13 protein-coding genes are annotated in these 22980 nt (G+C 64.2%); 11 read left to right on the top strand and 2 right to left on the bottom strand.

Annotated elements, in window-relative coordinates:
* Nucleotides 1-149 precede the first annotated feature (149 nt).
* Both FHU39_RS03245 and FHU39_RS03240 read left to right on the top strand, forming a co-directional pair.
* On the top strand, nucleotides 150-368 hold the full coding sequence (locus FHU39_RS03245) for a hypothetical protein (protein ID WP_183318935.1): 219 nt from the start codon (nucleotides 150-152) through the stop codon (nucleotides 366-368).
* An 83-nt stretch (nucleotides 369-451) separates the two neighbouring features.
* Nucleotides 452-2251, top strand: coding sequence for a TerD family protein (locus tag FHU39_RS03240; protein ID WP_183318933.1), 1800 nt, complete (start codon nucleotides 452-454; stop codon nucleotides 2249-2251).
* 71 nt (nucleotides 2252-2322) lie between these two features.
* Here the strand turns inward: FHU39_RS03240 and FHU39_RS03235 are convergent, their stop codons facing one another.
* Together FHU39_RS03235 and FHU39_RS03230 are read right to left on the bottom strand one after the other, a co-directional pair.
* Entirely contained in the window at nucleotides 2323-2841 is a 519-nt protein-coding gene (locus FHU39_RS03235) for a GIY-YIG nuclease family protein (RefSeq protein WP_183318931.1), read from the bottom strand.
* Nucleotides 2842-2947: 106 nt separating this feature from the next.
* Nucleotides 2948-4015 carry a DNA cytosine methyltransferase gene (locus FHU39_RS03230; RefSeq protein WP_183318929.1) on the bottom strand — a complete coding sequence of 356 codons (1068 nt, stop codon included), beginning with the start codon at nucleotides 4013-4015 and terminating at the stop codon, nucleotides 2948-2950.
* Nucleotides 4016-4115: 100 nt separating this feature from the next.
* Between FHU39_RS03230 and FHU39_RS03225 the strand changes: the two genes are divergently transcribed.
* From FHU39_RS03225 to FHU39_RS23755, 9 genes are all read left to right on the top strand, one after another.
* Entirely contained in the window at nucleotides 4116-4541 is a 426-nt protein-coding gene (locus tag FHU39_RS03225; RefSeq protein ID WP_183318927.1) for a DNA mismatch endonuclease Vsr, read from the top strand.
* Nucleotides 4542-4621: 80 nt separating this feature from the next.
* A complete protein-coding gene (locus tag FHU39_RS03220) occupies nucleotides 4622-9262 on the top strand; it encodes a DEAD/DEAH box helicase (protein ID WP_183318925.1) in 4641 nt (1546 codons plus the stop codon).
* Entirely contained in the window at nucleotides 9259-10977 is a 1719-nt protein-coding gene (locus FHU39_RS03215) for a UvrD-helicase domain-containing protein (protein ID WP_183318923.1), read from the top strand. Before FHU39_RS03220 ends, FHU39_RS03215 begins: the two co-directional genes overlap by 4 nt.
* A gap of 7 nt (nucleotides 10978-10984) precedes the next feature.
* On the top strand, nucleotides 10985-14155 hold the full coding sequence (gene drmA / locus FHU39_RS03210; RefSeq protein WP_343065719.1) for a DISARM system helicase DrmA: 3171 nt from the start codon (nucleotides 10985-10987) through the stop codon (nucleotides 14153-14155).
* Nucleotides 14100-15845: a DUF1998 domain-containing protein gene (gene drmB, locus FHU39_RS03205; RefSeq protein ID WP_221185109.1), complete on the top strand. Its 1746-nt coding sequence runs from the start codon at nucleotides 14100-14102 to the stop codon at nucleotides 15843-15845. The genes drmA and drmB overlap by 56 nt, the downstream gene beginning before the upstream one ends.
* A gap of 18 nt (nucleotides 15846-15863) precedes the next feature.
* Complete coding sequence (locus tag FHU39_RS03200) at nucleotides 15864-17468, top strand: hypothetical protein (RefSeq protein ID WP_183318919.1); 1605 nt, start codon at nucleotides 15864-15866, stop codon at nucleotides 17466-17468.
* 9 nt (nucleotides 17469-17477) lie between these two features.
* Nucleotides 17478-19352, top strand: coding sequence for a helicase-related protein (locus FHU39_RS03195; protein ID WP_246336151.1), 1875 nt, complete (start codon nucleotides 17478-17480; stop codon nucleotides 19350-19352).
* Nucleotides 19250-20347, top strand: a complete 1098-nt coding sequence (locus FHU39_RS23995) for a hypothetical protein (protein WP_246336150.1) — start codon at nucleotides 19250-19252, stop codon at nucleotides 20345-20347. The genes FHU39_RS03195 and FHU39_RS23995 overlap by 103 nt, the downstream gene beginning before the upstream one ends.
* A gap of 1 nt (nucleotide 20348) precedes the next feature.
* Entirely contained in the window at nucleotides 20349-22970 is a 2622-nt protein-coding gene (locus FHU39_RS23755; RefSeq protein ID WP_221185108.1) for a DNA methyltransferase, read from the top strand.
* The last annotated feature ends 10 nt before the right edge of the window (nucleotides 22971-22980 follow it).

Genomic DNA, 22980 nt, shown 5'->3' with positions numbered 1-22980 from the left:
ACCCACGCTGGCCGAGTAGCGCTGGAGGAGCGAAGCGGGGGAAGCGCGTATCGAGGTCCGAGCCCACCCACCGCGGGTCGAGTAGGCGAGGCACGAACCCGCATCGAGACCCCCGCGCCACTGTCACACCTCAGCAATAGCCTTACTGCATGCCCAAACCGCTGAAGGACCTCGGCAACTGCCCCGCCTGTGGCAGCGCCGAAGTCAACGCCATCTGGTTCGGCATGCCAGCGTGGGACTACGAGCAGACTTGGCCGTCCAACGCTCAAGTCGGTGGTTGTTTGGTTTCGGACAGCAACCCCGACCGCGCGTGCACCAACTGCGGCCTCACGTGGATCTCACCCGACGGCAACAGGCTCGGGCTGTAGCACAACCAACACCAACCTTTCTTGCACACCTGGAATCCTCAAAACCCGTACAGGCCAAGGACGCACGCCCTTACCATCCGGGTATGTCGAGCCCGGGAGTCCTGCCGAGAGAGGTCGCGGAGGCATTCCCGTTCTCCTACGCCGTCGTTGATGTCGAGACGACAGGACTCAGTCCCGACAACGACCGCGTCCTCCAGATCGCCGTCACCCAGCTGACGGCCGACGGCGCTCTGGAGAAGCAGTGGACGACACTGGTCGACCCAGAGCGCGATCCTGGCCCTGTGCACATCCACGGCATCACCGCCGCTCGCCTGCGGGGTGCGCCGCGTTACGCGGACGTCGCCGACCACATCCACGAGCTCATCAACGGACGCGTCTTCGTCGCGCACAACGCGCGATTCGACTGGGACTTCTTGTCGAGCGAGGCAGATCGGGCGGCGGCGCATTTCCCGAGTCATCAGCGCCTGTGCACTTGGCAGACATCTGCGATGTTCGATCTGCCGCTGCCCAACTTGAAGTTGGGCACCATCTGTCAGTACTGGGGTGTGTCGCAGGCTCGCCCGCACGACGCGGCTGACGATGTCCGCGCATTGGTGGAGGTCACCCGTCACTCCCTCGCCTACGCATCGTTCCTTCACCTGCAGTTGCCGATCTCCCGACCCTGGCCAAGGAACGGTTACCCGCCAACGGCACCTCGCGCGAACTGCCCGTGGAAGTACCCCGGTAGACACACCACAGGCGAGTCACTTCGGCAAGGTATGACGGTCGTCTTCACCGGCCCGACCGCCGTCGACCGAACGCTCCTCATCGAGGAGGCCACCGAAGCGGGGCTTGCGGTGATGAACAGCGTGAGCAGCCGTACCAGCCTGCTGGTTTCGAACGGAACCACCACGACCCGCAAGGCCGAACGTGCCCGGCTGCACGGCACCAGCATCCTGACCGAAGCGCAGTATCGGCGTCTGCTCAGCGCTATTCAGCCAGGCGTCGCGAAGCAATCCCCCACCACGCCCCCAGCGGCGCCAACCGTCAAGCGCACACCCAAACCAACTCCGAACCGCGGAGGACCGTTGGCCGGGCACCGCGTCATCATCATCGGCGGCGCTCCGGACGAGGCACACTCCACCCGTGATCGGATCGTCGAAAGCGGTGGAGCCTGCGCGGTCAACCTGACGGCGTCCGTGACGGCTGCCGTTCCCCTGTCGGGGCATCAGACCGATCAGCGTTGGGCCCGCGTCCAGGACAGCAACCTGTTGGTGCTCGACCAGCGTTCACTGCAACCGGTCGAGCAAGGCCACCAGAGCACGGTCGTCCACTCACTCACGACCGGCACTCCGATGGTCACCGAGTCCGAGGTCGCCGAACTCCCGCGCGGGGGTGTCACCGACGTCGAGGATGCACCCCTCATCGTCACAGTCCGGTGGTCACACTCTGCGGCGATCGGCGACGTCGACGTGGTGGCGTTCGTCCTTGGCGACGATGAGCTGGTGGGTGACGATGACGACTTCTGCTTCTACAACCAGCGCGAACACCCTGGCGGGGCCGTCGACCTGGAGCTCGACACCATCGGCCAGGCCGTCGCCAACATCCGGCCCAGCGCCCTCGAGGCCACGAGTCGCGTCATGCTCGCGGCGTCGATCGACGGCGACGGAGTCTTCGGGCAGCTCGGTGCGATCGAACTCGATGTCCGCAGTCTCGACGGCGTGTCATTGATCCACGCGACGCTGGACGCCGCCGATCAGGAAGCGTCGATGCTGCTTGCCGCCGTCTACTGGCGGAACGGCTCCCCGCGCTTTCGTGCGATCGGTCAGGGTTACCAGCACCGGCTCGAGACGCTTGCCGTGAACTTCGGTGTGGACATTGAGGATTCGCCAACTAGAGTGTGACAAATGAGGCAGGACCAGATCGCACTGGAACTGTCGACGTCCGGGTAGCGTGCGGCTGCGGGGCGCACCGGTCACGCTCCTCGATGCTTTGCCAAAGTGGATTCGATCTCATCGTCCCACAGCTGCTCCCATCGGTGCGCGCTTTGGAACTTCATCTCTCGCTTGTTCCCCGTGCGATGAGTACCCAGCGACATAATCAGCAGCGCCTCAATGTCGCCAATCGTCTTGACGTTGTCCGTCAGCAGAGTCTGTGGGCGCTTTCCGAGACGAAGGTAACCTCTGTAGTCCTGAGTCGTGAGAACACGATTGAACCCGAACCAGGAGAACCTGTCCCACTTGTCGGCGTGGCGGTCCTTCGTATGCTGCGCGAGGCGGACTCCCAGGTCCTGATCGCGCACCAGGCCCACGTAGTACGCGCCGTAATCGTCGTGCAAGACGTAAATGCCGGTCTGTGCCCAGAAATTGGCGACTCGAAGCTTGGGTTTTCGCTCTCCGATCCGACCTGCGAGCTGCCCGTACCTGGATCCCCAATCAACTTCATCCCGCAACCAATGAAGGCCGTACGCGCGAATAAAACCATCGCCCGCCACGTGCGTTCCTCCCTTCGCCACCAATCAGGTCTGTCGCTAAGCGGTTCTACCAGGGATAAGGCGAGTTAGAGTGATTTCCTCCCCAGCAAAGGGGGACGCGCCGACCCTACATCGCGCGGGCGATAACCCCGCCAATTGCCGCACCGAGCTTGATCGGGACGGCGTTTCCGATCTGTCGAGCGATCGACGTCTTGTTCCCGACCCACTTGTAGTCGTCGGGGAAACCCTGCAGGCGCGCTGCCTCGTGGTGCGTGATCGCGCGAGGTTCAGTCGGATGGAGATAGCGCCCCTTCTCCGGTTTGAAGAACTCCGTCCGAATGGTAACGGAGGGCTTGTTCCAGGACATGCGCCCCATCACGTCACTCGCGCCTGTTTGGTGCTTGCGCCAACACGGCGTCAATAGCTCGTACGGGATGTTCTTGCGGCTGCCGCCCTCCGGGATATATGCAAATCGTTTGAGGGAGATCAACTCGTACGTGCGGGTCAAGTGCAGCTCGTCAGTGCGGAAGATGCCGGGTAGTTCGCGCCCATCAAACTCGATCGAGCGATTCGGCAGCAGTTGCCGTCGCACCACCTCGGGAAGTCCGAGCAGACGAGCCTTGACGTCCACCCGATGTTCCTTGTCATGCGTGATATCGGGCCAACCCGGGAACGACAGATCGCGGTGATACCCGATCATCACAGCACGTTTACGCTCCTGGCCGGCGCCGTAGTCCGCGGAGTTCAGAACATCGAACCGCACGCCCCAGTCAGCGAGATCACCGTGTTCGATCCGCTCTCGGAATTTACCGAATTGGGGGCTCCGGAGGAATGTCGCCACGTTTTCGACGACGAAGTACTTCGGACGCGCCAGCAGAAGTACCCGTGCGTATTGCTCCCAAAGCTGGTTGCGCTCGTCATTGACATCCTGTTTCCCGAGCGCCGAGAAACCCTGACATGGCGGACCGCCGACGACGACGTCGGCGGTCGGAACCTCGCCGGCATCCACCCAGTCGGTGATGTCGCCGCAATGCACGCTGGCCTCAGGATTGTTGAAGTGGAACGTCGCAGCTGCGGCTACGTCGTGCTCGACCGCAGCCAATGTCTGAAATCTGCTGTCCGCATCTCGGAAACCTGCGGTCAAGCCGCCCGCACCGCTGAAGAGATCCAGGACGGTGATCGCCGCCGTGCTCATCGGACGACGGGGAGGCGCGGGCTCATGGCAGGAGACTAACTGCAGGTACCAACAGCCTGCCGTCAACCCGCCGACATCGCCCGAGGTGTAGACAAGATGTATGACGCGACCGGTGCCGTCGAGCGACGCGGTGTCCGCCAGGATGCGGCGTCAGCGCCGTCGTGACACGGCGCCGGAACTCGAGCTTCGTAGGGCACTCCATCGACGCGGCTACCGGTACCTCGTCGATGCTCAGCTCCCCGGCATGCCGCGTCGACGTGCGGACATGCTCTTCACCCGTCTCAAGTTGGCCGTCTTCGTGGACGGATGCTTCTGGCACGGCTGTCCGACCCACGCGACGCAGCCGACCGCGAACCACGATTGGTGGGAGCAGAAACTCGCCGGGAACCGTGCCCGTGACCGAGATACGGACCGCCGCCTACAGGAGGCGGGTTGGACCGTGATACGAATTTGGGAATGCACACCGTTGGAAGAAGGAGTGCAAGTCGTCGAGCGAACAATCACTCAAGCGAAAACCCAGCAATGACAAGACGATCGAGATAGTCTTCCTCTCACTCAACACGCGGGAGATCGTGGAGAGATCGGTACGAACAGGGGCGTTGACGAATGGCGACTTGGGCAAGCATTGACGGCGAGATTGCCGCGACAGTCAACACTCAGAACGACCGACTTCTCGAGACGTACCGCGCCGATCCGAAGCGCCTCGAGGAAGACGCCAACACCGAGCGCTCCATCCACGAGGGAGCCTACTCGCAGCGGCAGCTCTACGAACTGCTCCAGAACGCAGCGGACGCCATGCGCGAGAGTCAGGGCGGTCGCTGCGAGGTGCTCCTCACTGATCACACCCTGTATGTCGCCAACCGGGGCGCCCCTCTGACTGTTCACGGGGTAGAGACGCTCATGGCGGCGCACCTGTCGGCGAAACGTGACGATCAGATCGGCAGGTTCGGACTCGGGTTCAAGTCGGTGCTCGCCGTAACTGACAGCCCGCAGATCTACAGCCGCTCGGGTTCCCTCGGCTTCGACCGCGCGCGCTCGCGGCAACGCCTCGAACGCGCGATCCCCGGGCGGCCCGACTACCCGGTCGCGCGACTCGCAGAGGTCCTGGATCCCGGCGAGGCCGGACGAGCAGATCCGGTGCTCGACAGCCTGATGAAGTGGGCGACAACGATCGTCGTGCTCCCACATCTCACGAAGCGGCAACACATCGCGGACTCGATCCGGACGTTCCCTGCGGAGTTCCTGCTCTTCTCGCAGCATGTGAACCAACTCGACCTCGAGGACCGGCTCGCAACGGGCTCATCCCGCCGCATCACCATGCAACGGAACGATGACGGCCTGTTCGCGCTCGACAACGCCGGCAAGAAGTCGAAGTGGGCAGTTACCTCGCGAACCCACATCCCGTCTGTCGAGGCGCTCCGTGAAGGGGGTTACCAGGCCGCACGCGAGTCCGTCGACATCAGCTGGGCGGCGCCTGTTGAGGGAGTGTCGCAACGCGTCGGCCTTTTCTGGGCGTACTTCCCGACTTCCGAGTTCACGACGCTGTCCGGCATCGTGAACGCCCCGTGGAAGCTCGCAGACGACCGCGAGCGCCTGCTCGCCGGTACCTTCAACGACGAGCTGCTGACAGAGGTACTTCCCGGACTCGTGTCCGCCACACTTCCAGCCCTGACAACTCCCGAGCGACCATGTGTCGCGATCGACGCGCTCCCAGCTCGCGGGCAGGAGAGCCGCGGGCATGCGGATGATGTGATCAACCAGCCCATCTATGAGGTCGCGTCAAAGAATCAGTGCATCCCGAACATGGCCGGGGAGCTGAGGCACCCGCGGATGGTCAAGCTCCATCCGGACAAAGTCACGACAGAGGAGCTCGAGCTCTGGAAGGGCGCGTGCCAGGACCCTGGCAGTTGGGTCAGCCATGAGGTGTTCAGCAACGAGCGACGTTCAAAAGTGCTGCGGTTGTTCAATTTCCACCAGAAGACCGCTGTCGGTGTCAAGGAGTGGGTCGAGCACATCGCAAAGGCAGGGGTTGAAGGCTCCGCCGCGGCCGTCCGAATCGTTGCATCAATGGTCCAGCGCGATCCAGCGCTCCGGGACCAACTCCGACTCGCGCGCATCCTCCTCCTCGAAGACGGCACGCTCGACGCTCCCCGTCGAGGACAAGTCTTCATGCCTGGAGGCGCAACCAAGCCGGGACAGCTCATCATCGACCGGGTCCTGGCAGCCGACCCTGCAGTCGAGCAGGCGCTGCACGTGCTCGGCATCGAGATCTTCGACGATGCCGGCGAATTGCGAGGCGAGCTCGGCCGCGAACCGATCGACTGGACTCGTGTGTGGTCCTCGTCCCGTCGTCTCGATCCCCACGACGCGGAAGAGATCTTTCGCGACGTCTTCCGCAACGACGACGAGCTCGCCGCGGGGCTGCGAGTGCGCACCTTCTCCGGCAAGTGGAAGTCACCGGGTCAGGTGTTCCTCCCGGGCGAAATCATCCCAGCGGACGGCACTCGCGACGTCGATTTCGTGGTCGATCACCGGTTCCATCAGCAAGACCTCGGCCTCCTCGATGCCTTGGGGCTGGTCGATCAGCCACGACGCCTCGTCGATCCGCCCGCGGAACCGTGGCGGACAGCGAGCGCCGAGGACGTCCGGCAGCAATACCGGGCACGTACGCAGCAGCCTCGGCTGCAGGAAGCCAGCGTCGAAATTGACCGCAGGCCCGTCCTTTGGCCGATGGAATACCTGCCAGAGCTGTCAGACGAAGGCAAACACGCCGTTACTCGGGTTGCCCTGCGTGCCCTGGACGGCACCGAGGTATGGCGCCTGGCACGTGGCGGCAGCGGGCAACGGTTCTCGGTACCGGATCCGGTGTGGTTCCGACTTGCAAAGTATGGCGTCCTCCGCACCGGAGCGGGCATACAGCCGATCTCAGCCTGCCTCGTCAGACCTGGCGACGACATGGGCGCGGAAGACCTCGCCTGTCTTCCCTACGTGGAAGAGAGCCTGACCGACCAGCAGGCGGACGCGCTTCACATCAAGGACGCCCCTGAGGACCTCAGCCCGGAGGCATGGGCAGCACTGCTGGGAAAGGCCACGGGGTGGGAAGCACTGCGCAGATTCCAGCTCTACGCTTGGGCCGCCTTTTGCGATGTCAAGCCGCCGGAGCGAATCAAGGTCAGCAAGGGTCGTGGGCACGTTGAGGTTGCGCCCACGAAAGCCGCAGTCACAGCCCGCGAAGACACTTACGGCTCACTGCTCGAGGCGGACATCCCGGTCGTGAAGACTCTGACGACCGACGATGCAGAGACTCTTGTCGCGCAGTGGGGCCTGGACGTCGGAGAGGAGATGCTCACCGAGAAGGTGGTCCCCGACATCTCCGGCGAGCCCTACGTCGCTCTGGATCGATTCCCGCCGCTGCGGAACTCGCTGGACATCGACTGGCACGGACTCGAGATTCAGCCGTGCAACTCGATCGAACTCCTGACGTCCACCCCCAACGGACAGACCTCACGGCATCTGATCTCCCGGCTGGACGGTTCGAGGTTGCTCACCACCGCCGGCGAAGATCGCGACGTGCTCGCCGTCATTGCCCGGGAGACCGGCACGGGATTCCGACCAGACGCGATCCTCAGCCGGATGGAGAAGCAGCGACTGGAGCAGCTTCGCGTCCAGATACGCGACACCGAGGACGTCCTGGAGAAATTGATCTTGGCCATTGGTGTCGACGACTTGAAGTCGTCAATTCCGGCTGCGGCCATCGACGCGCTCACCGGCTCCCTCGACCGTGAGCTCGAGCCATTGGAGGTTGCTCGCCTCGCGCGGTCGGTCGATGGCTTCGGAGTGCTGCAGAAGCACCGGCAACAATTGGAGATCAATCGGCTCGACCCTCCGTCGCAGTGGGCCGGCAGAAACACCGCTCGTTCATGGGTCAGAAATCTTGGCTTCCCACCTGAATTTGCTGGATTCGCAGGGTCAACGCGAGAAGCCGAGATCGAAATCGAAGGCCCCCCATCGCTTGGGGAGCTGCACCAGTACCAGATGTCGATCGGCCACAAGATCAAGCAGCTGTTCCTGGCCACCGGAGAATCGAACCGCGGTCTCGTGTCGCTACCGACGGGATCCGGCAAGACGCGTGTCGCGGTACAAGCGATCGTCGAACACATGAAGCAAACACGCGGCAACTGCAAGGTTCTCTGGATCGCCGAGACAGATGAGCTGTGTGAGCAGGCAGTGCAGTCCTGGTCGTTGGTATGGCGAATGCTGGGCAGGAAGGGCCGCCCGTTGACACTCAGCCGTCTCTGGGGTTCGAACGAGCCGGAGGAGCGTGACGGCTATCAGGTCGTGGTTGCGTCGATCGCCAAGATCAGCAGCATCCTGAGAAGGAATGGTGGCGACTGGACCACGGCCTATGGCTGGCTCCAGGAACCAGACATGATCGTTGTTGACGAGGCACACCGGTCCATCGGGTCCGAGTATTCCGACATGCTCCGTGCCGTCGGCGCGGTCAATCGGTCACAAGACATACGGGTCCCGCTGCTCGGCCTCACCGCCACACCATTCCGCGGGTTCAACAAGGATGAGACACAGCGGCTCATCAATCGCTACCGAACCCGCCTCGACGAGGGCATCTTCCCCGATGACGACGCCTATGGCTATCTCCAAGACCTCGGTGTGCTCGCAAAGGTCGACCAGATCGAGCTGACAGGCACTGAGATCACCCTCACCGACGATGAGCTCTCAGACTCAGACAAGTTCAAGCGACTTTCGCCGTCGGTAACCGATCGCCTCGGTCAGGACCGGACACGCAACAACACGATCGTCGAGTCGCTGCTCCAGCAAGGAGCTTCGAAGGTATTGCTCTTCGCGACGTCCGTCGAGAACGCGAGAGTTCTCGCGGCGCTGCTGAGCTATCACGGTGTGGAGGCCCGAGCAGTGGACGCAGAAACGAGCAATGCGGCAAGGCGACAAAACGTCGAGGACTTCAAGCAAGGGCGAGTCAGGGTCCTCACCAACTACAACGTCTTCACCGAGGGTTTCGACGTTCCCGCCGTCGATGCGGTCTACATCACCCGACCGACCTTCAGCCCCAACGTCTACCAGCAGATGGTCGGGCGCGGCCTTCGAGGACCACTCAACGGCGGCAGCGAGCACGTCCGGATCGTCAACATCGCCGACAACTTCACGAACTACGGCGAGGAGTTCGCCTTCCGCCACTTCGAGCATCTCTGGACGGAGCGCGGACAATCGTGACCTTCGAGCTGGACACATCGCAGCGAACAGCTGTCGACATCGCCCCCGAAGATCGACAGATAGTCCTTGCAGGCCCCGGAGCGGGAAAGTCGGAGGTCGTCGGGGCGCTCGCCGCGCATCTGGTGGAGGACGACGAGGTCGACCCGGACCAGATCCTCGTCATCTCCTTCAGCCGGGCGGCAGTTGACGTGGTCGAGCAACGCACCGCGGAGGTTGTCGACGAGGGAGAGACGGTCGAAGTTCGCACCATCGATTCGCTTGCACACGAGGTCATCGTCGAGCTGTCCGACGACGAGCCCGCTTTTCGCGGCTACGACAAGGCAATCCAGCAAGCGACCGAGTTGCTGCGGGACTCCGATGAGCCGGTCTTCGACAACCTCCGCCACGTCGTCATCGACGAGGTGCAGGACGTCGTCGGTATCCGCGCCGATTTCGTGCTGATGCTCCTCAGAAGAGGCGTGGCGACAGATACCGGCTTCACACTTCTCGGCGACACCATGCAGGCGTTGTACGACTTCCAGCTGACCAAGGAACACCCGAAGACCTGCTTCGACCTGCTGCAGAGCATCAAGGGATCCTTCGATCCGCGCGTCGTCGAACTGAACTGCGACCACCGGTCGCGGACCGATACGGCAAGAGCCATCAGCGGTGTCCGGTCAGAGCTGCTCAACCTGGTGGCGATGCCCCGCCTGCGGCGGCTCCAGGCGGCGCTCGCCGACATCTCACCGCTCGGTGACTTCGACCAGGATGCAGTCGAGACTGTCGCCGCGTGGTCCGGACGCACCGCCTTCCTGTGCGACACGAATGCGCGCGCCGCCCTCACCGCACAGCGGTTGTCCGAGTTCGGGCTGCGGAGTGAGACCGCGACATCCGTGCTGGATGCCGGTTTGCCACCCTGGATCGCCCGTGCACTCGCCGACCACGAGTCGGACACCATCGAGTTCGACGAGTTCACAGGGCTGGCAGAGGGTTCCGGTTGCCCTGATCCGGTCGCGTCGTGGAGGCTCGCTCGTTCGCTCGACCATTCAGGCAGCGCCCTGAGCATCCCCCGCTTGGCCGCTGCGCTGAACTCGCCGCGAGGTCGCGGCCTCTTCCGCCGCACCCCGCAGTCCCCCGTGCTGGTGTCGACGGTGCACCGCGCCAAGGGGCTGGAGTTCGACAACGTCGTGCTGGTTGACCCGAATGACTGGAGCTGGGACGACGACACCGACCGCGCGTCAACGATGTTGTATGTCGCCATGTCACGTGCGTACGCCCGGGTGACGACTGTGGACGGCATTTCAAGTCAGCAGTGGCATCGTCGGGAGGACGCCGCCCGAGCGATCTGGACGCGGGAGCCCTGGCGAAAACGTGGCCTGCTCGGGTTCCTCGTAGAGCCATGGATGGCGCGTGATCTCGGACCTGCCGAGTGCCGGCTCGATGACGTCGTGGGTCAACCCGTCAGCTGGGAAGAGGGCGAGTCCTTCCTCCTCGACGGCGATGAGATTCCAAGTTGGGTTGCGACCGTGGGTGATTCCGCGGTTGCGAAGACGGGTGCGGAGCTCGGGCAGTTCATCACCCGCAAGATTTTCGGCTCGGTTACGCCCACGTTCCGTGGCGCTCGGGTCGACGGTCTGGAGACGGCTGTCGGTGCTCCACGCCAGGATGCTCTCGGCCGCCACGGAATGTGGCTGGCGGCACGGCTGTCCGGGCCTGTCGAACTCGACTGGAAGTGAGCGAACAGTGAAGCTTCAAGATGCATACGCGACACGCAAGTTCGTCGTTGACCGGCTGAGGGCAGACCTGTTGGGCGGCGAGTTCGACGAGGAGCTCGACGAGCGGCCGATGTCCCGCTTCGTCGTGGGAGTGCTGTACCCACAGATCGACACCACCCCTACCGCAGGTACTGCCGACAGTCCGGAGGACGTCGACATCGACAAGAGCGGCGACGGTGACGCCGGCTCGCCGACCACGGAAGGGGCTGAAGATCCGCAGGTTTCGTTGGCACGAGTGCGTTTCCCACGCACCATGGGTCTCACGTTCGCCGCCGCGGAGTCCGCAGCAGACATTCGGATCAAGGTCGAGGCCTCTCGTTACCTGCGTTCGGACGTCGCTGGGAAGGAGCGGTGGATTCGCGACACGATCAGCACAGATCCGGTCCAAGTGGACGTCAGCGCCCCGGCGACGACCACCAAGCCCGTCAGCGACGGCCTGGACCTTCATCTGCACATGGTGGTCCGTGTGCCGAAAGACGGAGCTGTGTCCATCACTGTCGCCCTCGTCAACGAGGCAACCGCCAGTCGTGGAGAGCGAGACGGTCGCTGCTGGTTCAACCCCGTGATCACTGTGACTGCCCCGGCCGGTGAGCTCATCGCGCGCCCCGAGTCGGTCGTTGCGGGCCTGGATGATCTGGAGGTGGCATCGCAGCGTCTCCTGTTCAGCGATGTGCACTCGTACGCCGTCGGCCATGGGTGCGGCGTCGACTGGAACGACGACGTCACCTCGATCTGGACCTCGTTCGTCCCCGGTCACGAAGTTCTGTTGAGCGACCCTGCAGGACCTGCCGGCATCGATCTGCGCATGGAGCACCTTTCGAAGTCCGAGGATCTGCAGGATCTCCGCTCGCTCGTCACCGCGTACGAAGCATGGATCAACGATCTCGACGACAACGGTCTGTCCCCCGCCAACGCCGAGGCACTGCAACGCCACAAGCGCGAAGCCAGGGTTGCGGCGGAGCGTATGGCGGACGGCATCTCCCTTCTGCTGGACGACCCAGCCGTACGGCGTGCCTTCAACCTGATGAATCACGCCATGGCGCAGCAGCGCAGCCGACAGGACCGCCATCGCAACGGCAATGTCGGGGACCCTCCTCAGTCCGCTGTGAAAGCTGCCTCGTGGCGACCGTTCCAGATCGCCTTCATCCTGGTCAATCTGCGTGGGCTGACCGACCCGAACTCCCAGGACCGAGACATCGCCGACCTGCTCTGGTTTCCCACCGGTGGCGGTAAGACCGAGGCATACCTCGGCCTGATAGCAATCTCAATCATGCTTCGCAGACTCCGAAACACGCTCGACGGTGGCGTCTCGGTGATCATGCGCTACACCCTCCGCCTGCTCACTCTGCAGCAGTACGAACGCGCGACTGGTTTGATCTGCGCACTCGAACAGCTGCGACGGCAGGAACTCCCCGATGCGAGGTCGATCTCGATCGGGTTGTGGGTCGGGCAGAGTTCGACGCCCAACAGCCTCGCCGATGCACGACGCGCCCTCAACCGACAGAAGACCGGCAAGGTCGATGACAGTGAGGACACTGCAGACCCCGTCCAGCTGCGCCAGTGCCCCTGGTGCGGCACGGAACTCACCTACAAGAACTACGACGTCGCTGACGGCCGGATGAACGTCTACTGCCCGCACCTCGGCTGTCAGTTCGGCGGTGGGCTGCCCGTGCACATCGTCGACGAGGACGTCTACCGTGAACGACCATCACTGGTGATCGGCACCGTCGACAAGTTTGCCCTCATGGCATGGAAGCGGGAGGTCGCCAACCTGTTCGGGAGCGCCGGTGCGACGACCAACGGCGCGACCGAGCCGCCACCGGATCTGATCGTCCAGGACGAGTTGCACCTGATCAGTGGACCGTTGGGCACGATGGTCGGTCTCTACGAGACCGCGGTGGACGCCGCTTGCTCGCGCCCGAGCAAGCCCAAGCTCGTCGCTTCCACCGCGACGATCCGCCGCGCCACCGAGCAGGTGCGCGCCGTCTTCGACCGCGAGGCTCACCAGTTCCCCCCACCAGGACGCACCTACCGCAACTCCTACTTCTCCGTCGAAGCGCCACGGACCGAGAAGGGTTCACGCGAGTACCTCGGTGTGCTGGGTGCCGGCACCAGTCACACGACCCTGATGGTCCGTGTCTACGCCTCGTTGCTGCAGAGCGCGGCGGCGATCCCCGAAGACGGCGAGGCTGCTGACCTCTACTGGACGCTGCTCGGCTACTTCAACAGCCTGCGTATCCTCGGCGGCGCCTACATGCAAGTCATCGACGACGTCCCTGCCGAGATGAAGGTCATTGCGACCCGTCGGGGCGAGGAGCCCCGTGACATCGGCAATCCGCGCGAAATGACTTCTCGGAAGAAGTCGACCGAGATCCCCCGCGAGCTGCAGATCATGGCGCGCAGCCGCGGCGAAACCGACTGTGCCGACGTCGTTCTGGCAACCAACATGATCTCCGTCGGCGTGGATGTGGATCGACTCGGCTTGATGGCGGTCATGGGTCAACCACAGACCACCTCTGAGTACATCCAAGCGACCTCCCGCGTCGGCCGTCGTGACCCAGGCCTGGTTGTCGCCATCTTGAACGGTGCCCGCAGCCGGGACCTCTCGCACTACGAGAACTTTGCCGGCTATCACCGGATGCTCTATCGACATGTCGAGGCAACCGGCGCAACTCCTTTCGCGCCCCGTGCACGAGACCGTGGCTTGCACGGAGTCCTCGTGTCAATGGCGCGGATGACCGTTGCGGCAGCTGCAGACAGCAAGGCCGCCGGCGATCTCGACAACTGGCTGGACGACCTCGACACCTGCACACAGCGGATCACCGACCGCGCGGCCTCGCTCGGGGCTTCCGTCAGAGACCTTCCGGACGATCAGTCTGCAGATCGAGTGAAGCACGAGCTGGAAGAGCTCATGACTCAGTGGGAAGACGCGGAGCCCACGCACTACGAGGGCTGGTTCGATCGGGCCGATGGCGCCCTTCTGGTCGAGGCGTCGAAAGCCCTGGGCGCCAATGAAGACGACTCTGTCGAGTTCCCCGTGACCGATCCACCGTGGCCGACGCTGACCAGTATGCGCGACGTCGATGCAGAGTCGAGCCTCTTTCTCATCAAATCCAGGAGGAGTTCCCGTGGCAAGTAAAGTCGTCGCCCGAGCTCGCCGGACAACCCTTGTATCTACCTTCGGCGTCGGGTCTCTCTATCCCGCGGAGAACGACAGCGTGATGATCTGCGGTCTCGACGAGTGGCCGACCCAGTTCAGCCGTGTCCTGGACGAGCCGCGCCTGGCAGCCAGTCTCGGTGTGCAGGAGCTCCGCGAACCGTCGAGCGGACGCCGAAACGGTGACATCCCGGTGGTCCGCTTCCCGACCTGGGGTTTCTGCCCCAAGTGTCGACGACTCGACCTGATCTGGAAGCTCACCTCCAAGACGTTGCGGACATGTGTCGCGTGTAACCGGGGAACCATCACCCCGTCCCGATTCGTGGCCTGCTGCGAAAAGGGACACATCGAGGACTTCCCGTACCTCAGGTGGGCCCACGGCAAATCTGTTGAGCCAGACGAGCACCACCTCACATTGAAAACGAAGGGCGAGTCGTCCGCCCTGGCAGATCTGGAAGTTGTGTGCCAGTGCGGCGCACGGCGCTCGCTCGACGGAGCCTTCGGCGTCAACGCTCTCCGCGAGATCAAGGGATGCGGTGGGCGTAGGCCCTGGATGCCGTCCGAGCCCACCAGCGCGTCCCCCTGCGATGGAACACTGCGGACGCTGCAGCGAGGTTCATCGAACGTCTGGTTCGCCGCGACTCGCTCAGCAATCTCCATCCCGTCAGTGCGTGACAGAGCCATGAAAGCGGTTCGGCCGATCCTCAAGCGGTTCTCCCCTGATGCAGATGCTTCAGGCATCGCACAACAGCTGAGAAGACCACCGGGGTTAACGATGGAGGACCTGGCTGCAGCCATCGCCGAGCTGCGGCAGCCTCTGCAAGAGCGGCGCAAACCGACCAACTCCGAGCTGCGTGCCGAGGAGTATGCGGCACTCGTCCAGGGCTTGAGCGAGGCGGACAAGGACAGCAAGCTATTCCTCTGCGAAAAGGTGGATCTCATCGATAGCAATGTGCCACCGATCATCTCCCAAGTGTCCCGCGTGTCTCGCTTGCGCGAGGTACGAGCGCTTCGCGGATTCTCCCGGGTGACTCCCGCCGATCCTGACGCCGACAACAGCAACAGCAACCTCGTTGAGTTGAGCGCGGGCCACCTGTCGTGGCTTCCCGCGATGGAGGTGCTCGGCGAAGGCGTGTTCCTCAGGGTCGACGAGAATGCGCTCACTGCATGGTGCGACAGCGATTTCGCGAAGAGCCGTGTGCGACAGATCCTCGAGAGCCAGGAGACGCTGAGCTCGACGTCGCTGGCCGCACACCTCACGGTGACTGGCCGCTCGCTCGCGCTCCACTCCCTGGCACATGCGCTGTTGGACGAGTGCTCACTCACCGCGGGCTACCCGACAGCATCACTGCGTGAGCGCGTGTACGCGGAGGAAGGACAGGCCGGCATCCTGATCTACACCGCCACCGCGGACAGCGCCGGCAGCCTCGGCGGTCTCGCGGCGCTCAGCAACAAGCACCGGTTCAACAGCGTCTTCCGCTCCGCGATCACGCGCGCAACGTGGTGCACGTCCGACCCGGTGTGCATCGAGTCCGGGGCGTCCGGGGTGGACGGTATGAACCTGTCAGCCTGCCACGCATGCCTGCTGCTTCCCGAGACCAGCTGCGAGCAGTTCAATCTGGTGCTCGACCGCAAGTGCCTGATCGAGCCTGACGGCCTGATCAAGCTCTGAAAACCCTTGGAGGACGCCATGACCGACGACACTGCAGCGACACCGGAGGACGAGACACCCGAGTACGCCCTCGTAGAAATAGCTCCCGGCTTCGGCGCGTTGTTCGGCCCGTCCGTGCCGGACGGATTCGAAATGTTGAAAACCCCCATCATGCCTGAGCGTGCAACTCGTGACCTTACGTCGGCGATGAGCAACCTCATCGGCGTCGCCAATCTGGGAAGCCAGCTATTCATGGCGCAGGCAAACCTGCAGGGTCTTGTGCAGCTCGCCCCGGAGACACTGAATGCGCTCGAGACAGCACACCCGGTGATGTCCGGGGGCTTCAACCTGGGCACACTGGTGGATTCAAGCGGCAAGTTCGCCCAGTCCGTACGCTGGATGCCGGTCAAAGACCTGCAAGCAATGGGTGGGCTCAGCGCTGTGGGGCCGGCATTGCAGATGCTGGCGATTCAGGCCCAGCTCGCCGAGATGAAGTCCTTGATGCAGGACAACATTCAACTGACCCAGGCGGTCCTGAAGGAGATCCGCAACGAGCGCTGGGCATCTGCGTCTGCGCTGCGGGAGACCCTCGGTCATGCCCTCGAGGAGGCGCAGGCAGTCGGTGCAGTGACGGACGGGGTGTGGCAGAACATCGCCGGTCTCGAGGATGACCTGACCAGGGAACGCAAACGGGACCGGCGCGCCGTGGACGACCATGTCAATGCGCTGGCGACCCAGAAGAGTCACATCGATCGGGAGAAATTCCTTGCCGAGCACGGCGACGCGATCCTGGCAGACCTGCTGTCGCTCGTCGCAGTTCAACAGGCGTGGTTCATCTACCAGGGGCTACGGGCAGGTCACCTCTACGAAGGCAGCGAAACCACTCCGGCCAACGACGCTCTCATCTCGCACATCGTCGACAAGGCGCAGGTGGGTTGGAAGCAGTCGACCTCGGACGTCTACGAGCTGACGTCCACTCTCCACCAGCAATTCTCGTTGTTCGCCGAGTTCTCCGGCAATCGGGTCATACCCGTGGGGCGCGCTCACAGCGCGCGAAGGAAGGTCTCCGAAGCCTCCCGCGAATTCCTAAAGCGACTGGATGTTCTCGAGAACGAGATCGGTTACAAGACCCGTCCGCTCCCCCAAGCGTCGCTACTGCTCATCGAGAAGGGCGACCGACAGGCACGCGCCGCGGAGTCCCTTCGGTGGGAGCTCAACGACTCCGAGGAACTGCTCGCAATCGGCGTCGGAGACGCGATTGGCGCGTTCGCAGGCGATCGCTACATCGCAGCGACAGCCGATCGGCTCTTGATTGCCCGTGCGTCCGAAGTGGATCGGCACGGTGGGCCGTGGCAGGCGTTCTCGACGAGCGATGTTCGTTTTGTGAAGTCTTCCGCCGACGACAAGTGGAAAGAGGTCAGCATCGACGTCTACCTGCGAGAGGACGAGGTACACCTCAAGCTCGACGTCCCCTCCGACTCGGAAACGGGCCGATCGGACGCGGAGAAACTGGTGCAACTGCTCCGCAGCTTCATGAACCTCCCGAGCGACGAGGTTCCGCAATCGCCACTGCTCACCGCAGCGAACGAAAACGAAACTCCTGCAATAGAACCCACACACGAGCCAGAGCTGCTGGACTCCTAGGATTCCTACATGACGGTGGAAGCGGACTCGACGCTGGAAAACATCGCACCCGGGTCCCTCGTGGTCGTGCGGGACGAGGAGTGGTTGGTCACCCAGGTCTCGCACAACAGCGACGGCCTGCTGGTGACCGTCGAGGGACTGTCCGAGTTGGTTGCCGGCACGAGCGCGCAGTTCAGCTCAGGCCTGGACGAGATCACCGTGGCCGACCCGAGTATGACGAAAGTCGTGCCGGACGACTCCCCCGGCTACCGACGAGCGCGGCTGTGGCTGGAGGCGACGCTGCGCAAGATGCCACTGCCTATCGGGGACCCGAACCTGTCCGTGTCGGACGGCATGCTGATGAACACCCTCGAATACCAGCGCAGCGCTGTCCGCAAGGCGCTCGACCCGAACATCCTGCGGCCACGCATCCTGCTGGCGGACGCGGTCGGACTGGGCAAGACGCTGGAGATCGGGATGCTGCTGGCCGAGCTGGTGCGGCGCGGTCGCGGCGAACGCATCCTGATCGTCACACCCCGACATGTGCTGGAGCAGATGCAGCAGGAGATGTGGACCAGGTTCGCCCTGCCGTTCGTCCGCCTCGACTCGCTCGGCATCCAGCAGGTACGTCGGCGCCTGCCCGCGTCCCGCAACCCGTTCAGCGTCTACAAACGAGCCATCATCTCGATCGACACCCTGAAGAACGACCGCTACCTGGCGCACCTGCGCAAGCACCGGTGGGACGCCGTCGTCATCGACGAATCCCACAACATCACCGGATCGAAGACCCAGAACAACCGACTCGCAACGGTTCTCGCGCCACAGACCGACGCGCTGATTCTTGCGAGTGCGACACCGCACAACGGCAAGGCGAGCTCGTTCGCGGAGCTGATGCGGCTGCTCGAGCCGACCTCCGTGGCTCCGGACGGCGAGATCGACCAGAAGGACATCGAGCGGCTCGTCGTCCGCCGACACCGTCACTCGACCGAGGTGGCGGAGGTGGTCGGTGGTGAGTGGGCAGAACGCCTTGAGCCGGTGAATCGTCTGGTGCCCGCCTCCGTCGAGGAGGACGAGATCGCCGAGGAGTTGGCGGACAACTGGCTCTACGACTCCACTGGGCGCAGAGGCGGCGACGCGCTCTTCGGGTGGACACTGGCCAAGGCGTTTCTGTCCTCCCCGGCGGCTCTGGCTGAGACGTGCAGCAACCGGCTCAAGCGCGCAGAAGGTTTGAACGTGACCGAGCACGATTCGTTGATTCACCTTCGCGAGCTCGCGGAGCGAGCCGAGAGCACGAAGACCGGCAAGTATGCCGCGCTCCTCGAGGAGCTCGATCGCATTGGTATCGCCCCTGATTCAAGGGCGCGGGTAGTCATCTTCGCCGAGCGGGTCGCGACTTTGAAGTGGCTCCGTGAGCGTGTGATGAAGGATCTGAATCTGGCTGCCGACCAGGTCCGTGTCATGCACGGTGGTCTCAGTGATGTCGAGCAGCAGGAGATCGTCGACGAGTTCAAGCAGGAGGGGACCCGCCTGCGTGTGCTCGTGACCGGAGACGTCGCCAGTGAGGGTGTCAACCTGCACCGGCAGTGCCACGAGCTGATCCACTTCGACATCCCCTGGTCGCTGATCCGGATCGAGCAGCGCAACGGCCGCATCGACCGCTACGGCCGAAGTTCTCTCCGCAGATCACGACCCTGCTGCTGCAGACCGGCAACGACCGCTTCTCCGGTGACGTGCGGGTGTTGCGTTCGCTGGTCGAGAAGGAGCACGAAGCCCACACGGCGCTCGGCGACACGGCCTCGATCATGGGTGAGTACGACGTGGCAGCCGAGGAGAAGCAGATCCTGGCCGTCCTGCGTGGGCGGAAGCAGCTGGACGAGGTGCTCGAGACTCCGGAGGATGTCGTGAGCGGTGGCGACCTCACGGCGTTCCTCGCGCAACTCGCCATCGGCGTCACCCCGGATGGAGCCGAAACGACCGAGAAACGCCTGGCACCAAGCGGATCCGGGCTGTACCCGGCACCCGTCGACTTCCTGCGTGACGCAGTCTCCCAGATCTACCCGCGGCCGGATCAGAAACCGCTCGCCGGCGGAGGCGGCGGGATCGGCTGGGTCGAGCACACACACGAGAACATCGTTGAGATCACACCACCGAGTGATCTGAAAATCAGGTTGTCGTCCCTTCCACAGAGCTATCTGCGCGAGCGCGAGGTGACGACGAGGATGCGGCTGGCCACCAGCCAGGCGAAGGGCGACGCGCTCCTGGCGGAAGCGCTGCGCGACGACCAGTTGTCGTCCTGGCCGTCGGCCCACTACCTCGGCCCGCTGCACCCGGTGCTCGACTGGGTCAGCGACCGCACCCTCGCCGCACTCAGCCGGGGCGAGGTCTTCGCGGTCCGCGGCAACAACGAGACGACAAGCGTGCTGATCAACGGCACACTCACCAACCGTGCCGGACAGGCGGTCTCCTCCGCGTGGTTACAGGTGGTTTTCGAGCCCGACTCGCCGCTGACTTTGATCGAGACGTACGACTCCGCGGCATCGATGCTGCAAGCAGTTGGGGTGACCGCCGTCATGTCGAATCCGGGCCTGGTCGGAGACGCCGAAGCGCTGAACGCACTGATCCCGAGGGCGGTGCAGCAGGCCGAGCGCTTCCTGGAGCAGACCTTCACGATGGCCGAGCACGAAGCCGACCGCCAGGTCGAGGAATGGGCAACCAGGGCGAGCAACTGGGCCGAAGAGGCGGACACCTTGGTCCAGCGGAACGAGCTGAAATTGCGCCGTATGGGGGTAGAGGAGCAGCAGCGCCTCGCAGAGCAGCGACGGCCACAGCGCCGCAACCTGCGCCCGCTGCTCGTCGTGGTGCCGGCCGGCCACCCGGTGGCTTCGACGGAAGGACTGTGAGATGCCGGTCAGCGACGCACTGGTCATCGGCGAGGACTGGATCAGCGAGCACTTCTTCACCACCGACGCCAAGAAGGAGTCCTTCCAGGCGCGGGTCCTCACCCGCCGCAAGGAGTGGGACGAGGAGGAGCAGTCGACCCGGAGCCGGTTCACCGCGGCCCGCGGTGAGCTGGAGGCGCACCTCGCCGAGCTGGCAGAGGAGGGCATGGACTTCGACGCGACACGCGACGAGGGCGAGCGTATGACGGCTCCCACGGCCCTCACCGGTCAGGAGCTGGATCGCGCCAAGAACATCTACGACAAGGTCACCGGCATCCTCGGATTCCGGACGGGTCAGTTCACCACGGAGATCGACGGACCGATCGAGTACGTCCGACCGGCGAACCTCGACTCCGCAAAGCCGCTGGCGCTCATCGCGGCTCGTCCCGCGGCGACGATCGAGGGACTGATCGACAAGCACTCCCCCACCCTGCTGCAAGCCTGGGACCGCGACGAGGAGGACACCATCTTCTCGGTGTCCACCACCTTGTCGACCCTGATGACGAGTGCGGACGGACCGGACTTCGCGCTGGTCGTCGCCGGCCGCTGGTGCGTGATCGCGGAGAAGACCCGCTGGCCGGAGGGCCGCTGGCTCGCCGTGGACCTCCAGCTCGTCTGCGAGCGCAACGACGGCAAACGCGGCGGTGAGATCGACCGTGCCCTCGCCTGCCTCGATGCCGCATCCCTGGCGCCCGACCCGTCCGGCGACACCTGGTGGGCCGAAACCCTTGAGGAGTCGGTCAAACACACGGTCGGCGTCAGCAAGGACCTGCAGGACGGCGTGCGTGAATCGATCGAGCTGATCGCCGGCGAGGTGGTGCGTCGCCGCCGCGCGCAGGAGCTCCCGCCGCTAGCCGACAAACAGGCCCAGCCGCTGGCCGTGCAGTCGCTCCGCTACCTCTACCGCATCCTCTTCCTGCTGTTTGCCGAGGCGTCTCCCGAGCTCGAGGTGCTGCCGGTCGGCGTCGAGGAGTACGACCGAGGTTACGGTCTGGACCGGTTGCGGGATCTCGCTCTCACCGAGCTGCAGGACGAACGCTCACGCCGTCGCACGCATCTCTACCAGTCGTTGGAACGCCTCTTCCGGTTGGTCGACGGCGGTCACACGCCCCCGGACGCCGACGATGCTGCGGACGGGCTGACCTTCAACGCACTGCGTGCCGATCTCTTCCGTCCCGAGGCGACGGCGCTCATCGACGAGGTGCAGCTCGGCAACGGGACGCTCCTGGAGGTGCTGCGCAAGTTGCTGCTCAGCAAGGAGAGCAGCAAGCAGCAGCGCGGTTTCATTTCGTACGTCGAGCTCGGCATCAACCAGCTCGGCGCGGTCTACGAAGGGTTGATGTCCTACACCGGCTCCTTCGCACCCGTTGACCTCTACGAGGTCGCACCCGGTGGTGACCGGTCGAAGGGGTCGTGGGTCGTGCCCATCGCCGACTCCGCGCATCTCGACGAGAGGGACTTCGTGCGGGAGGTCGACCCGGAGACGGGCGCACAGAACGCGGTGATCCACCGCCAGGGTGAGTTCGTCTTCCGGCTGTCCGGACGAGACCGGCAACGTTCTGCGTCCTACTACACGCCCGAAGTCCTCACCCACTTCACCGTGCAACAGGCACTGGAGGAGCTGCTCGACCAGGACGACCACCGGACGACTGCCGAGGAGATCCTGCAGCTGACGATCTGCGAACCCGCTCTCGGTTCAGGAGCGTTCGCCATCGAGGCTGTCCGACAGCTGGCGGAGCAGTACCTGCGGCGACGCGAGGACGAACTCGGCGAACGCATCGATCCGGAGCGGCGACCGGCCGAGCTGCAGAAGGTCAAGGCGCACATCGCGCTGCACCAGGTCTACGGCGTGGACCTCAACGCCACGGCCGTCGAGCTGGCCGAGGTGTCGCTGTGGCTGGACACCATGGCCCCCGGCCTGCAGGCACCGTGGTTCGGGTTGCGGCTGCGACGCGGCAACTCGCTCGTCGGCGCCCGGCGGGCGCTGTACGCCGCGCACCGGATCAAGGACAAGAGCTGGCTGAAGACCGCACCCGAGCCGCTGCCGCTGACATCGCTGGTTAAGCCCGGGCCGTCGCCGGTTGAGCCCGTCGAAACCGTCGAAACCACCCGACGTGACCTCGACAAGCTCGGCCACCGCACTGAGCTGGTTGAGCCTGGGCCGTCGCTGGTTGAGCCTGGGCCGTCGCTGGTTGAGCCTGTCGAAACCACCGGACGTGACCTCGACAAGCTCGGCCACCGCGATCAGGCGGTTGAGCCCGGGCCGTCGCTGGTTGGGCCTGGGCCGTCGCTGGTTGAGCCTGTCGAAACCACGAAGTCGATCGGCACGCGTGTCCACCACTTCCTGCTCCCCGCAAACGGGTGGGGTTCCGCGGCCGAGGTGCCGAAGTCGGTGCGCGACCTGGCTGACCCGGAGCTGCTGAAACGGTTGAAGGACTGGCGACGCACGATCCGCAGCAAGCCCACTGCGGCCCAGCTGAAGCGGCTGCAGAACCTCGCGCAGCGTGTCGAGGTGCTCTGGGACCTCGCACTGCGCCGGCTGACGATCGCGGAAGCCGAGTCGGGCCGGACCATCGACCTCTAGGGCCGGGAAC

Source organism: Flexivirga oryzae, from assembly GCF_014190805.1.
Classification (GTDB): Bacteria; Actinomycetota; Actinomycetes; order Actinomycetales; family Dermatophilaceae; genus Flexivirga; species Flexivirga oryzae.
Note: the sequence above shows the minus strand (reverse complement) of the source record. Positions and strands in the feature narration are given on the sequence as shown.

Excerpts from the sequence above, each read along its gene's own strand:
- FHU39_RS03245 (WP_183318935.1), top strand. The coding sequence starts at position 150 with ATGCCCAAACCGCTGAAGGACCTCGGCAACTGCCCCGCCTGTGGCAGC.
- FHU39_RS03240 (WP_183318933.1), top strand. The coding sequence starts at position 452 with ATGTCGAGCCCGGGAGTCCTGCCGAGAGAGGTCGCGGAGGCATTCCCG.
- FHU39_RS03230 (WP_183318929.1), bottom strand. The coding sequence starts at position 4,015 with ATGAGCACGGCGGCGATCACCGTCCTGGATCTCTTCAGCGGTGCGGGC.
- FHU39_RS03225 (WP_183318927.1), top strand. The coding sequence starts at position 4,116 with ATGACGCGACCGGTGCCGTCGAGCGACGCGGTGTCCGCCAGGATGCGG.
- FHU39_RS03220 (WP_183318925.1), top strand. The coding sequence starts at position 4,622 with ATGGCGACTTGGGCAAGCATTGACGGCGAGATTGCCGCGACAGTCAAC.
- drmB (WP_221185109.1), top strand. The coding sequence starts at position 14,100 with ATGCAGAGTCGAGCCTCTTTCTCATCAAATCCAGGAGGAGTTCCCGTG.
- FHU39_RS03200 (WP_183318919.1), top strand. The coding sequence starts at position 15,864 with ATGACCGACGACACTGCAGCGACACCGGAGGACGAGACACCCGAGTAC.
- FHU39_RS03195 (WP_246336151.1), top strand. The coding sequence starts at position 17,478 with ATGACGGTGGAAGCGGACTCGACGCTGGAAAACATCGCACCCGGGTCC.
- FHU39_RS23995 (WP_246336150.1), top strand. The coding sequence starts at position 19,250 with ATGGGTGAGTACGACGTGGCAGCCGAGGAGAAGCAGATCCTGGCCGTC.
- FHU39_RS23755 (WP_221185108.1), top strand. The coding sequence starts at position 20,349 with ATGCCGGTCAGCGACGCACTGGTCATCGGCGAGGACTGGATCAGCGAG.